Genomic DNA, 11,942 nt, shown 5'->3' with positions numbered 1-11,942 from the left:
CGGGACGCCGAACGACAACACCGTCCGCTTCTCGACGAATAGAGGTTTTCGCCGTGGTCAATTTCGGGCTGATCGACGAATGGGAGCCCGCCCCCGGTCGGCTGGTCACCTGGGTGGCCGCGCCGGAATCGGTGGAGCGGGCGGCGCGGGCGCCGGTGCACCCGTCTCCGCCGTCGCACCAGCAGGAACAGTACCTACTCCTGGCCGACCGGCACGCTGCGGCGGACTTCCGCTTCTCCGGCCTGTGCCTGGTGACCGCCGAGATACCCACGGCCGACCTGGATCCGGCCGCGATGACCCGGGTGATCAACGCGTTCCTGTTGCGCCACGACACCTTTCGCACCTGGTTCGACATCGACGCGCGGGGAACGGTGCGGCGGCACCTGGTTCCGGCGGACGCGGTGAATTTCGTACCGGTCGACTACGGCCACATCGACGACCCGGGCGCGATCCGCGAGCACGTGCAGAAGACGACACCCGGACCGTTCCAATGGGACTGCTTCACCTTCGGCGCCATCGCGCACGGCGAGTCGACCACCGTCTATCTGGCCGCCGACCATCTGCACACCGACGGGCTGGGCCAATACATCTCGTGCTTCGACCTGGCCCAGCTGTACGCGGCCGAGGTGTGGGAAGGCTCCGACGAGATGGCCCCGGCGGCAAGCTATCTCGACTACTGCACGGCCGAGCGCGCGTACACCGGGCAGATGACGCTGTCCTCGCCCGGCGTCCGCAAATGGCTGGAACTGTTGCGCGGCAACGACGGCAAGCTGCCGTCGTTCCCGTTGGATCTCGGCAAGCGCACCGACATCTACAACCGCAGCGCGCACCGCAGCGTGCGACTGCTGGACAAGGTCGAGGCCGACCGTTTCGAGGAGCTCTGCCGCGCCCACGACGCGGACTTCGTCGGCGGCGCCTTCGCCGCCGCGGCGCTGGCCGAGCGCGACCTCGTCGGCAGTGACTACTACTTCGGCATGACGCCGGTCAGCACCCGCACCTCCGCCGCGGAACGGGCGTCGGTGGGCTGGTACGTGACCCTGGTGCCGGTCGCGTTCCCGATGAGCCCGACCATGCCGGCCACCCGCGCCCTGACCGTCGCGCAGCGCGCCTACGAGAACGGTATCCGGCTGGCTCCCACGTCCTTTCATCGCGTCGTGGAGCTGTTGCCGCCCGATTCGGAGATCAAGGCCGGGCCGGGCTGGGCGACGCCGATGATCTCGTTCGTGGACGCGCGCGAATTCGTCGGGCACGAATTCTTCGGGGAGGTGACCGGCGGCATCTACGCCAACCGGGCGGCCTCGGAGGAGGTGCTCATCTGGATCAATCGCTTCCCCGAGGAGACCACGCTGAGCGTCATCTACCCCGACACCCCGGTGGCGCACGAATCGGTGGAAAGGTATGTGGCCGCGATGAAGTCGGTGTTCGTCGCGATGCTACGCGACGAGCTCCACCAGCCCGCGTAACGAAGACGGCAGCGGTTCGGTCGGAAAGCTCAACTGCACCAGCCGGTGCGGCGGCGCGACGTCGAAATAGGCCACCGACGGCGGCACCAGACCGCCGATCACCTTGTCCAGCAACGTGTTCACGTGCGCGAAACCCGGGCGCAACCGCACCGGCCGGCACGTGGTGCGGCCCGCGGGCACCTCCAGCGTGGTCTGCTTGCCGACCCGCGTGGTCAGCGGCCAGTGCATGGAGAACGCCAGCCACAGGTCCAGGGATTCGGCGGCGCCCTCGGTGAAGTCCAGGCCGCGCAGTAGCGTCAGGCCGCCGAGCAGCGGCATCACGTTCGCCGGGAACGGGACGACGCCGTCGAACTGCAGGTGGGCGGTGTCGACGAACCGCGCCTCCTCGCGGGACACCACCGTGTCGCCGGAGCGGGTCTCGGCGCGGTAGCTCTCCGCGCGCAGCCAGCCGCCGTGGCTGCCGAACCGCTGCTCGACGGTCATCGTGAGATCGGCGCCGACCCGGGCCTCGGCGGTCGAACGGTAGCCGTCGGGCTCCCGCGTCACCACGCTCGCCAGTTCGAAACGCTCCGGCCGATCCGTGAAACCCACGCGGTAGACCGATTTCTCGCCGTCGGGGATCCCCGGGTCACGGAATGCGGTGCGCACGAGCCCTCCTGTCGCGCCTGGGCGGGATGCCGTGGATTCAAGCGGCCGCCCGCGGTGCGGCGGGCGCGAATCGGAGATCGCTGCGACTGTTCACAAAATCCGGTGGCCGGGAGATTGCCGGGTGCACAACGGGAAGACCGGGCGAAGTGTGATCCGCGACACCGTTTTCGCGGTCGGCGATCAGGTTCGTCGTGGCACTGCGCGTCATGCGGCGGTCACCTCACGGTAATATCTAAGGGTCGCCGCGGACTGTCCCGCGGCGTTCGGCCTGATCGAAGGTTGGTGAATTCGCCGATGTCGGTTTCGATGTTCGACGAGGTGCTTCCGCGCGGCGAACGGGACGGTGTGGGTCTGCGGGTCGGCGCGATCATCGCGCGCGGGGGTGAGGTACTGCTACTGGAACCGCACAGCACCGGGCCCATCGTGCCCACCCGCAAGTTGCCCGGCGCCACCGTGGAACCGGGGGAGTCGGTGGCCGGGGCGCTGATCCGGGGTGTGCGCGAGGAGACGGGGCTGACGGTCACGAACATCGGCGCGCACGTCGGCGACTTCGACTATCTGTCCCCGGCGGGCAAGCCGGTGCGGCGGCTGCATTTCGTGGTGGACGTGGCGGCCACCGGGCCGATCGTGCTGAGCGCGCACGCCGGGTACGTGTGGGCCCCGCTGACCGACGAGCTGCACGTCACCTCGTCCATCCGCAAGATCCTCGACACCTACGGAGACCTGGTCGGCCGCTGATCCGCCTGCGCCGCAAGGTTTCACGGCCGTCGGCCCGTGCAGGCCGACGGCCGCGACCGGGTGCCGGATCGTCGCGGACCGGTCAGAGGTCGGCGAGCTGCGGCACGGCCGGCGCCATGCCCTCGATCCACGCCGCGGGCGACCCGGTGGTCGGGGTGACGATCACGGCGTCGATGCCGAGCTTCGCGTAATCGGCCATGGCACGGACGAATTCGTCGCGCGTCTCGGGGGTCGGGCGCGGGTTGTTGGCGAGCACGGTCTTGCGGATCTCGCCGTAGTCGCGCTGCACGTCGTCGCAGTGACGGCGCAGCACGTCGAGCTTGTGCCGCACGTCCTCCGGCGCGGAGGCGAACAGGTTGCAGGCGTCGCCGTACTGCGCGACCAGCCGCAGCGTCTTGCGTTCGCCGGCCCCGCCGATCAGCACCTTCGGCCGGTTGATCGGCTGTGGCGAGCACAGGGTCTCGGCCAGCCGGTAGTGCTTGCCGTCGAACGGCCCGTTGTCGGCCGGGTCCCACATCTGCGCGCAGATGCGCAGCGTCTCCTCGAGCCGCTCGAACCGCTCCGCGATCGGCGGGAACGGCACGCCCAGCCCGTGGTGCTCGCGGTCGAACCAGGCCGCGCCGATGCCCAGCGTGGCGCGGCCGCCGGACAGCACGTCGAGGGTGGTGACGATCTTGGCCAGCAGGCCCGGGTGCCGGTAGGTCACGCCGGTGACCAGCAGCCCGAGGTCGATGGTCGAGGTGTGCGCGGCCAGGAAGCCGAGCGTGGTGTACCCCTCCAGCATGTTCGCCTCCGGTGGCAGGCCGGTCGGCGCGATCTGGAAGTAGTGGTCCATGAACGACAGCCAGGTCGCGCCGGAGGCTTCCGCCGCCGCGCCGACCCGGGCCAGTTCTCCGGCGATGGCCGGGGTGCCGCCGTCGATGTCGAAAATCGGTACGTGGAATCCGAGCTCCATCGGGTTCTCCCGCTGTTCGTTCCGAAACTGTCGACGAGCACGCTACGACCTGGAGAGAACTCCAGGTCAAGCGCGCACCGTGCCGTTGTGTGCGCGAAACAATTGTGGCCGCACCCCAAGCCGATCGGGACGGGCGGTGAGATCTCCGGGATTCGTCGGTGAACGCGCTGTTCACGCGGTGTTTGCCTACGGTGGGCGCGAGGGGGCCAGCGAAATTCCATCGGCTCGGCGAGCCGGTCCGTCCCCTGCGCGACCACAGGTGAGGATGGCGCAATGTGCGAGGACAACGGTCGATGAGAATCGCGACGAGGACACGAACCGTGCTGGCGGGCGTGCTGGCCGCCGCGCTGCTGACCGGGTACCCGGCCGCCGCCGACGAGGGGCCCGCCGCGGGCCCGAACCCGTTGCAGGACTGGATCGATCACACCATCCCGCCGCCCGCGCTCCCGGCCGCGCCGTCCCCGCCCTCGGCGTCGCTGTCGCCGGAGCTGTCGGCGCTGTGGCGGGCCGTGCTCTCGCCGCCCGCCGGGGACCCGATCTTCGATTCCTGGCCCGCGAACCTGGCCGACCTGCTCCCCAGCGAACTGGTCGAGCAGCGCGACGTGACGGCCACGGCCGCGCTGCTGGCGGCGGTGCCGATCCGGCGCGCGGTGCTGCTGAAGTTCCGGACGACCGCCGCGTCGGGTGTGCCGTCGTTCGGTACCGCGACGCTGCTGATCCCGGCCGCGCCCTGGACGGCCCCGGGCGACCGGCCGGTGCTGGTGAACGCGATCCCGATCAACTCGCTGGGCCTGCGCTGCACGCCGGGCTACGCGCTGGCGCACGGCCCGCACAGCAAGTTCTCCGCCGGGGATCTGTTCCCGCCCACCACGTGGTGGGGACTGAGCCGCGGGTACGCGGTGCTGATCCCCGACCACGAGGGCCCGTGGATGTCGTATGCCGAGCCGACCGTCGCGGGCCACGTCGTGCTCGACGCGATGCGGGCCGTGCGCAACGGCGCGCCCGCCGAATTCGGTGCGAGCCGTTTCGCGGTCGGCGGCTACTCGGGCGGCGCGATCGCCTCCTACGCGGCCACCATGCTGCTCGACGAGTACGCGCCGGACCTCGCGGGCGTGCTGGTCGGCGCGTCGATGGGCGGGCTGGTCACCGACTACCGGGCCGTGGCAAGGCATTTCAACGGCAATATCGCCTCCGGGATCCTGCTGGTCGTCGCCGTGGCGATGGCCCGTGAGCATCCCGAGGCGCTGGGCTTGCTGAACAACCTGGCGCGATGGGTCGCGACCTCCCCGGTCAAGGACACCTGCGGCGACAGCAACGGCCCGCTCGGTGTCACCGGCATCCCGATCGAGGTGGGCGCCAACGTCGCCGATCCCCTCGGCAGCGACATCGCGGGCGATATCTTCCGGCAGTCCGACCTGACCGGCCGCACAGCCGCCGCACCCCTGTTCATCTACCACGGGGCACACGACTTCTGGATCCCCGCCGAGGGCCCGAGCGAGGTCTACCGCCAACAGTGCGCGCGGGGCGTCCCCGCGGTCTGGCGCAATGTGCCCGGCGAACACGTCATCGGCCTCCTCTCCGGCTTCCCGGGGGCGATCGACTGGCTCGACGCCCGCCTGCGAGGACTCCCGGCCCCCAACGAATGCCCGACCCCCGCGTCCCCCTCTACAGAACCGGAGACCCGAGCACCGCGCTGACACGCAGGCCCTGCTCGCGTAACACGCGGGATCGAAGCGTGTGGCAGGCCGCAGACATATTGGTTGTGCACAACTTAGTTGTGGGCTAGATTCTTGGGCATGACCGATCCGTTGGCGCTCGACCGGCAGCTGTGTTTCTCGCTCTATGCCGCCTCGCGGGCGATGACGGCGGCGTACCGGCCGAAGCTGGAGGCGCTGGGGCTGACCTATCCGCAGTACCTGGTGTTGCTGGCGCTGTGGGAGCGCGACGAGCGCGGCGTCGGCGAACTGGGCGAGGAACTCGCGCTCGATTCCGGCACCCTCTCGCCGCTGCTGAAGCGGTTGCAGGCGGCCGGTCTCGTGGAGCGCACCCGCTCGGCGGCCGACGAGCGGCGGGTGGAGATCCGGCTCACCGCCCGCGGCCGCGCCCTGCGCGACGAGGTCTGCGGCTTCCCCGCCGACATGGCGGCCGCCGCCGGCATGCCCGTCGCCGAGCTGGAGGAGCTGCGAGACACGTTGCACCGCTTGACCCGCGCACTGACCACGCACAACCGATCGAAGGAGAACTGAGATGAAGACGCTCTACACCGCCGAGGCCCTGGCCACCGGCGACGGCCGCGACGGCCACGCCCGCACCACCGACGGCAAGGTCGACGTCGACCTGTCGATCCCGAAGGAGATGGGCGGCGACGGCGCGGGCACCAATCCGGAGCAGCTGTTCGCCGCGGGCTACGCCGCGTGTTTCCACTCGGCCCTGCGCCTGGTCGCCAAGCAGGCCGGCGCGAATGTCGCCGACTCGGCCGTCGGCGCGCGGGTCGGCATCGGCCCGAACGACAGCGGCGGCTTCCAGCTCGAGGTCACCCTCGAGGTGACGCTCCCGCACCTGGACCGCGCGCAGGCGCAGGAACTCGCCGACAAGGCCCACCAGGTGTGCCCGTATTCGAACGCCACCCGCGGCAACATCGACGTCACCGTCCAGGTCGCCGAGGACTGACGCCGCCCGTCAGCTCCGCGAGACGAGACCGACCGCCGCCGGCTCCTCCTCCGCCGCCGTGGCGGGGGCGGACCGGCGGCGTTCCCACAGCCGCGCCAGGACCACGGTGACCGCGACATAGGCGAACCCGAGCAGGATGTCGAACACGTAGTGCTCGCCGCCGTACACCAGGGTGAAGGCCATCGCCGCCGGGAACGCCACCAGCGGAACGCGCAGCCACCACCGGCGCGCCAGCGGCCACAGCGTCACCGACACCAGCAGGGCGAAACCGGCGTGCAGCGACGGCAGCGCCGCGACGTAATTGCCGTGCGACTCCAGCCATTCCGCGCTCGTGTCGGGTGACACCACGCCGAGCCCGAACCCGGAGACGCGCCGCACCTCCGCGTCGATCGCTCCCTCGCGCGAGGCGTACCAGGGCGGCGCTGCGGGCACGAGGATGTAGGTGACCAGCGCGAGGTAGGACAGCAGCAGCACGCGCCGCATGTACCGCGTCCACAGCGGGCGCGAATACACGTAGAAGATTGCCGCCACCAGCCACGGCACGATGAAGTGCGTGGTGTAGACGAGTCCGACGAGCGGCGTCCACCACGGCTGCCCGTCGGCGGCCAGGTGCTCCTGCAACCACACGGTCGGGACGGTGCCGTGGAACATCCAGCGGTCGGCGGCCACGAGTTCGTCCATGCGCAGCGGCATGCCGAGTTTGTCGGCGAAGTCGCGGGTGTAGTCGTACACCAGCAGCGCGCCGATCAGCGGCAACCAGTCGGCGAGCATCCGCAGATGGTCGCGCCACGGCCGGTCGATGGTGAACGCCGCGATGCCCGCCAGAATCCAGGCCGCCTCGTAGAGCCGGCTCGCCGGCAACCCGCCCGCGGCGATGGTCGCGACCAGGGCGACCAGGTATCCGTACCGAACCACGTTGCGCAGCACCGGATGGGCCCGATGACTCGCGATCTCGGCGGGAGAGTGCGTCGACGACTCGGCCATTCAGCCAGTGTTCCACTTTCGTTCATCTCATCCGGAAGCATCCCCCGCAAAGATGGGATGTCTCGACCGCCGGAAGACGTCCGTTCCGGACGACCGGACGGAATCGGACAGGGAAACGGTGGCGTCGCTGCGGCACACCGGCGATTGTTCTGACATTGTGGTCGGGTGGTGAGTTTCGTGGTGCGGGCTGCGGCGCGCAGCGACCGTGGTCTGGTCCGGTCCGGTAACGAGGACGCGGTGTACGCCGGTACCCGGCTGCTGGCGCTGGCCGACGGCATGGGTGGGCATGCGGGTGGGGAGGTGGCGTCGGCGTTGATGATCGCGGCCCTGACGCCGTTGGACGCGCAGGCGCACGCAGATCCGGTGGCGTCGCTGAACGCGGCGGTGCACGCCGGCAACGCCGCCATCGGCGAGCGCGCCGCCGCGACCGCGGACCTGGAGGGCATGGGCACGACGGTGACGGCCATCCTGTTCGGCGACAACGGATTCGGGCTGGCGCACCTGGGCGATTCGCGCGGCTACCGACTACGCGGCGGGGAACTGTCCCGGCTGACCCGCGACGACACCTTCGTGCAGTCGCTGGTCGACGCCGGACATCTGACCAGCGCCGAGGCGGCGTCGCATCCCCGGCGCTCGGTGATCCTGCAGGCCGCGACCGGCGCGGAGATCGAGCCCACCCTCACCTTCCACGAGGCGCTCGTGGGGGACCGGTACCTGCTGTGCTCCGACGGGCTGACCGACCTCGTCGACGACGCCACCCTGGCCGAGACCCTGCGCGAGTACGAGCAGGTCGCCGACTGCGCCGACCGGCTGGTCGCCCTGGCGCTGGCCGCGGGCGGCTCGGACAACGTCACCGTCGTCGTCGCCGACGTCGAGAACGCGCCCGCGGCACCGTGATTCGCGGCACCCGCCATCGTTGAGTTCAGGGCGAGTACAACCGTCGTGCGGCCGCGCGAACGCTCCTAGCATCGCCGACATGACAGCCGAAACGGGCACGCCGCTCAACGACATCGTCGACGCGACCGCCGCCGCGGTGGCCGACGACCCGGCGACCGCGCTGGTCGTCTTCCGCGCCGCCGGAGTTCCCGAGGGCACGGTCGGCAGCGCGATCACGCTCGGCAGGCACACCGTGCGCGTCGACGAGCCCCCGGCGCTGGGCGGCGGCGACACCGCGCCCAATCCGGTCGAGGTGTACCTGTCGGCGCTGATCGCCTGCCAGGTGGTGACGTATCGGTTCTGGGCGCAGCGACTCGGGATCGCCGTCGACGATCTGGCCGTCGACGCCGAGGGCGATCTCGACGTGCGCGGCTTCTTCGGCCTGGACGACGATGTGCGCCCGGGTTTCCAGGCGATCCGGGTGACGGTACGGGTGAGCGGTCCCGAGCCCGCCGAGCGCTACGCCGAGTTGCAGCGCGCCGTCGACGCGCACTGCCCCGTCCTCGATCTCACCGCCGCGAAGACCGCGGTCGAGACCACGCTGATCACCGCCTAGGCGGTGGCATCGCGTGTTGCGCGGCCGGCAACGGCCTTGTTACTGTCCGCTTCGTACACGTTCTCAGGGCGGGGTGGAATTCCCCACCGGCGGTGATGCCATCCGGATGGTCCGGGTGGACGAGCCCGCGAGCGCCACGGCCGCAATGCCGTGGGTCGAGCAGATTCCGGTGCGATCCCGGAGCCGACGGTCACAGTCCGGATGAAAGAGAACGCGGCACCGGAACGCCTGCGGGCGTGTCCTGTTCGCGTTGCCATGCCCTGGGTGACATCCGAACAGGAGGAATCATGTCACCCACTTCCCACCGCATCGCCTTGGTCGCCGCGCGCTGGCACGCCGACATCGTCGACCGGGCCGTCGCGGCCTGCCGCACGGGTCTGGCCGAGCGCGGTTTCCCCGAGGTCGACGTGATCGAGGTGCCCGGCGCCTTCGAAATCCCGTTGCGCGTCAAGCGTTTGGCCACCGGCGGCCGTTACGCCGCGATCGCCGGCTGCGCGCTGGTGGTCGACGGCGGCATCTACCGGCACGACTTCGTGGCGGCGACCGTGGTGGACGCGCTCATGCGGGTCCAGATCGACACCGACGTCCCGGTGTTCTCGGCCGTGCTCACTCCGCACCACTTCCACGAGCACGCGGAGCACCTGGACTACTTCGCTCGGCATTTCGAGGTCAAGGGCGCCGAACTGGCCGCCGCCATCGCGGCCACGCTGAGCCTGGACGCGGTCCCCGCCTGAGCCCGCCGCTCCGCGAGGGCGCCCCCACCGTGGCTGTGGTGTTTACCGAGGTGCTCCTTGATCATTTCCACTGATTCAGTGCACACTTGTACACCAACATCGGTAAGATACTGCTACCGATAGTCACAGGCAATGGGAAGTGTGGAGGCGGCTCGGTGACAGTGATCGACTCGGTTCAGCAACCGTCGGCGGCCACCCGAACCCCGCGCGCCGCGGCGACTCCGGCGCAACGGCACCTCGCGGACCGCCCGGCCGCGGCGGGCGAGTTCGACGGACTGAGCGCGGGCGCGCACCCGGCCGAGGTGGTGCGCGTGAGCCGGGAACTGGCGATCGACGCCTTCCGCGGCGCGGACGTGGCGACCGCGACCGCGCGGCTGGAGGAGATCGCCGGCCGCTGGGCGAACCACGGCATCCCGCTGGATCGGTTGCAGCAGGCCGTGCACGAGGGCTTCCGGGTCGGCACGGACCGGGCGGCCGGGCCGGCCGCCCCCGCCGATGTCGCGGCGGCGATGACGATCCTGCGGCGGCAGCTCGACGTCCTGCAGTCGTTGCATGTCGCGCTGACCCGCGCCTACACCCGGCAGCTGCCGATGCCGGCCGACCCGCGGCACGCGGCGGGCCGCCGGCTCGCGGTCGCGCTGCTGCGCGGCGAACCGACCGGGCCGCTGTCCCGGCACACCGGCCTCGAGGTCGCCGAGGGCTACCACGTCGTCGCGGTAGGTCTGCCCGCCCGCGCGGACGGCGGCCCCGGAAGCGTTGCGCCACTGGCAGTTCAGTGTGTCGACAGCGAACTCGACCGCCGGTTCGGGTCGGCCGCGGTGTCGTTCCTCGGCGTCGACGGCGGCACGCTGCTGCTGCCCGAAGACCTGGTCGAAGACGGCGCGCTCGACGAGTTGGTCGCCGTCCTGTCGCGCTGTACGGGAGCTCGGCTGCTCGCGGTGGTGCTGCGCGCGGACGCCGCGGACATCCCCGTCGTCGCCCGGCAGGCGCACGAACTGCTGGAGACGGCCGTGTCGCTGCGCGCCACGCCCCGGCTCTACCGCATCGACGACCTGGGCCTGCCCTTCCAGCTCACCCGACCCGGGCCGGGCCGCGACGCGCTGGACGCGCTGCTGGCGCCGCTGGACGACAAGCCCGAACTGCTGCGCACGCTGACCTGCCACCTCGCCAACGACCTGAACCGTCGGCTCACCGCCCGCCAGCTGCGCGTGCACGCGAACACCATCGACTATCGGCTCAAGCGCATCGGCCTGCTCACCGGATGCGATCCGACCGAACCCACCGGGCTGTGGCAATTGCGCTCGGCCCTGATCGTCCGCCGCTTCACCGACGGGAGCACCAAGCGCGCCGCGGCGACGCAGGCGTCCGGGTCCTGATCTCGGCGTTCCGAAGACCGCGTACTGCGCTGCGGCTGTCGCTCCACCTGCGAGGCGCTTTCGGTGTACGTCCGTGCACTGTCTGGTACAGGCCGCGCCCGGCGGGCCTCCCGCGATATTAGCGAGCAGAGTGCCCGCCGGGCGCGCGGCTGTCAGCTGGCCTTGTTGTAGGCCTCGATGATGTCGGCCTGGACACGGCCGCGGCTGGAAACGGTGTAGCCGTTCTTGCGGGCCCAGTCCCGGATCGCGGCGGTGCGGCCGCTGTCGGTGCGCGGGCGGGTGGCGGATTTGTTCCGCCCCTTGGGAATTCGGCCGACCTTGCGCGCCGTTCCGGTCCATTGTTCGAACACCTTGCGGAGCTTGTCCGCATTGCGGCTGGACAGATCGATTTCGTACTCGACGCCGTCGATGCCGAACCGCACCGTCTCCTCGGCCTTGGATTTGCCGTCGTAGTCGTCCACGAGCTCGACGATGACCTTCTTCGCCATGCGGTAACCCCTCCAATGCTCGCAAGAATGTATGTGCGGTAACGCTAGTACGGTGCGGGGACAAATACGAATCCGCTCCGAATCGCGCGACGCCAGTGGTTTTCGATACCGCGCCGCTCGATTCCCTTGGCGCGCCGCCGAGTCGCGGACCTGGGAGAAGGGGGCGAACGGCAGTCGAGTGCGCGCTGGCGTCGGCGGTCTTCCCGGTCTCCGGATTCGGCTGTGGCGCCCATGCTTCGCGGGTACCCTGCGAGCGAACGGTACGTATCGGTCACGGTAGCGGGGACCGAAATTCTTGTGTGCTACCACAGTTCGGTAGCGGGATCTTCGCCGACGGCGTAGTTTCCTCTGCTACAGACTGGAGTGCCGAGGGCCGCGGAACACGTCAGCGTGC

At 70.3% G+C, this 11,942-nt stretch carries 13 protein-coding genes and 1 riboswitch; of the genes, 9 read left to right on the top strand and 4 right to left on the bottom strand.

The features are described from left to right. Positions 1–53: 53 nt before the first annotated feature. Positions 54–1,463, top strand: a complete 1,410-nt coding sequence (locus tag IU476_RS30680; protein ID WP_195105784.1) for a condensation domain-containing protein — start codon at positions 54–56, stop codon at positions 1,461–1,463. On the opposite strand, the gene IU476_RS30675 is transcribed toward IU476_RS30680, so the two are convergent. Then, positions 1,434–2,111, bottom strand: a complete 678-nt coding sequence (locus IU476_RS30675) for a hypothetical protein (RefSeq protein ID WP_195105783.1) — start codon at positions 2,109–2,111, stop codon at positions 1,434–1,436. The two genes, IU476_RS30680 and IU476_RS30675, sit on opposite strands and share 30 nt — an antisense overlap. A gap of 294 nt (positions 2,112–2,405) precedes the next feature. On the opposite strand from IU476_RS30675, the gene IU476_RS30670 reads away from it, so the two are divergent. Next, on the top strand, positions 2,406–2,849 hold the full coding sequence (locus IU476_RS30670) for an NUDIX hydrolase (protein ID WP_195105782.1): 444 nt from the start codon (positions 2,406–2,408) through the stop codon (positions 2,847–2,849). A gap of 82 nt (positions 2,850–2,931) precedes the next feature. Here the strand turns inward: IU476_RS30670 and IU476_RS30665 are convergent, their stop codons facing one another. After that, on the bottom strand, positions 2,932–3,804 hold the full coding sequence (locus IU476_RS30665) for an LLM class F420-dependent oxidoreductase (RefSeq protein WP_195105781.1): 873 nt from the start codon (positions 3,802–3,804) through the stop codon (positions 2,932–2,934). Positions 3,805–4,097: 293 nt separating this feature from the next. On the opposite strand from IU476_RS30665, the gene IU476_RS30660 reads away from it, so the two are divergent. The 3 genes from IU476_RS30660 to IU476_RS30650 all read left to right on the top strand — a co-directional run bounded on the left by IU476_RS30660 (position 4,098) and on the right by IU476_RS30650 (position 6,474). Next, positions 4,098–5,501, top strand: coding sequence for a lipase family protein (locus IU476_RS30660; RefSeq protein WP_195105780.1), 1,404 nt, complete (start codon positions 4,098–4,100; stop codon positions 5,499–5,501). A 99-nt stretch (positions 5,502–5,600) separates the two neighbouring features. Next, complete coding sequence (locus IU476_RS30655; RefSeq protein ID WP_195105779.1) at positions 5,601–6,050, top strand: MarR family winged helix-turn-helix transcriptional regulator; 450 nt, start codon at positions 5,601–5,603, stop codon at positions 6,048–6,050. A 1-nt stretch (position 6,051) separates the two neighbouring features. Continuing rightward, positions 6,052–6,474, top strand: a complete 423-nt coding sequence (locus IU476_RS30650) for an organic hydroperoxide resistance protein (protein ID WP_195105778.1) — start codon at positions 6,052–6,054, stop codon at positions 6,472–6,474. 9 nt (positions 6,475–6,483) lie between these two features. Here the strand turns inward: IU476_RS30650 and IU476_RS30645 are convergent, their stop codons facing one another. Next, the gene (locus IU476_RS30645; protein WP_195105777.1) at positions 6,484–7,458 is read right to left on the bottom strand and encodes a phosphatase PAP2 family protein; all 975 of its coding nucleotides are present in this window, start codon (positions 7,456–7,458) and stop codon (positions 6,484–6,486) included. Positions 7,459–7,623: 165 nt separating this feature from the next. On the opposite strand from IU476_RS30645, the gene IU476_RS30640 reads away from it, so the two are divergent. From IU476_RS30640 to IU476_RS37155, 4 genes are all read left to right on the top strand, one after another. Next, positions 7,624–8,355: a PP2C family protein-serine/threonine phosphatase gene (locus tag IU476_RS30640; protein ID WP_324194450.1), complete on the top strand. Its 732-nt coding sequence runs from the start codon at positions 7,624–7,626 to the stop codon at positions 8,353–8,355. 79 nt (positions 8,356–8,434) lie between these two features. Further along, entirely contained in the window at positions 8,435–8,950 is a 516-nt protein-coding gene (locus tag IU476_RS30635; RefSeq protein WP_195105776.1) for an OsmC family protein, read from the top strand. Positions 8,951–9,005: 55 nt separating this feature from the next. Continuing rightward, a riboswitch (FMN riboswitch) is annotated at positions 9,006–9,167 on the top strand. Positions 9,168–9,237: 70 nt separating this feature from the next. Further along, positions 9,238–9,684, top strand: a complete 447-nt coding sequence (locus tag IU476_RS30630; protein WP_195105775.1) for a 6,7-dimethyl-8-ribityllumazine synthase — start codon at positions 9,238–9,240, stop codon at positions 9,682–9,684. 155 nt (positions 9,685–9,839) lie between these two features. Then, on the top strand, positions 9,840–11,060 hold the full coding sequence (locus IU476_RS37155; RefSeq protein WP_195105774.1) for a PucR family transcriptional regulator: 1,221 nt from the start codon (positions 9,840–9,842) through the stop codon (positions 11,058–11,060). 152 nt (positions 11,061–11,212) lie between these two features. On the opposite strand, the gene IU476_RS30620 is transcribed toward IU476_RS37155, so the two are convergent. After that, on the bottom strand, positions 11,213–11,548 hold the full coding sequence (locus IU476_RS30620; protein ID WP_195105773.1) for a histone-like nucleoid-structuring protein Lsr2: 336 nt from the start codon (positions 11,546–11,548) through the stop codon (positions 11,213–11,215). Positions 11,549–11,942 lie beyond the last annotated feature (394 nt).

The organism is Nocardia blacklockiae, assembly GCF_015477355.1.
Taxonomy (GTDB): domain Bacteria; phylum Actinomycetota; class Actinomycetes; order Mycobacteriales; family Mycobacteriaceae; genus Nocardia; species Nocardia blacklockiae.
This window is presented reverse-complemented; position numbering and strand designations above follow the sequence as displayed.

Bases quoted from the DNA above. Each gene is read 5' to 3' on its own strand.
- IU476_RS30670 (WP_195105782.1), top strand. From the start codon at position 2,406: ATGTCGGTTTCGATGTTCGACGAGGTGCTTCCGCGCGGCGAACGGGAC.
- IU476_RS30665 (WP_195105781.1), bottom strand. From the start codon at position 3,804: ATGGAGCTCGGATTCCACGTACCGATTTTCGACATCGACGGCGGCACC.
- IU476_RS30660 (WP_195105780.1), top strand. From the start codon at position 4,098: ATGAGAATCGCGACGAGGACACGAACCGTGCTGGCGGGCGTGCTGGCC.
- IU476_RS30655 (WP_195105779.1), top strand. From the start codon at position 5,601: ATGACCGATCCGTTGGCGCTCGACCGGCAGCTGTGTTTCTCGCTCTAT.
- IU476_RS30650 (WP_195105778.1), top strand. From the start codon at position 6,052: ATGAAGACGCTCTACACCGCCGAGGCCCTGGCCACCGGCGACGGCCGC.
- IU476_RS30645 (WP_195105777.1), bottom strand. From the start codon at position 7,458: ATGGCCGAGTCGTCGACGCACTCTCCCGCCGAGATCGCGAGTCATCGG.
- IU476_RS30635 (WP_195105776.1), top strand. From the start codon at position 8,435: ATGACAGCCGAAACGGGCACGCCGCTCAACGACATCGTCGACGCGACC.
- IU476_RS30630 (WP_195105775.1), top strand. From the start codon at position 9,238: ATGTCACCCACTTCCCACCGCATCGCCTTGGTCGCCGCGCGCTGGCAC.
- IU476_RS30620 (WP_195105773.1), bottom strand. From the start codon at position 11,548: ATGGCGAAGAAGGTCATCGTCGAGCTCGTGGACGACTACGACGGCAAA.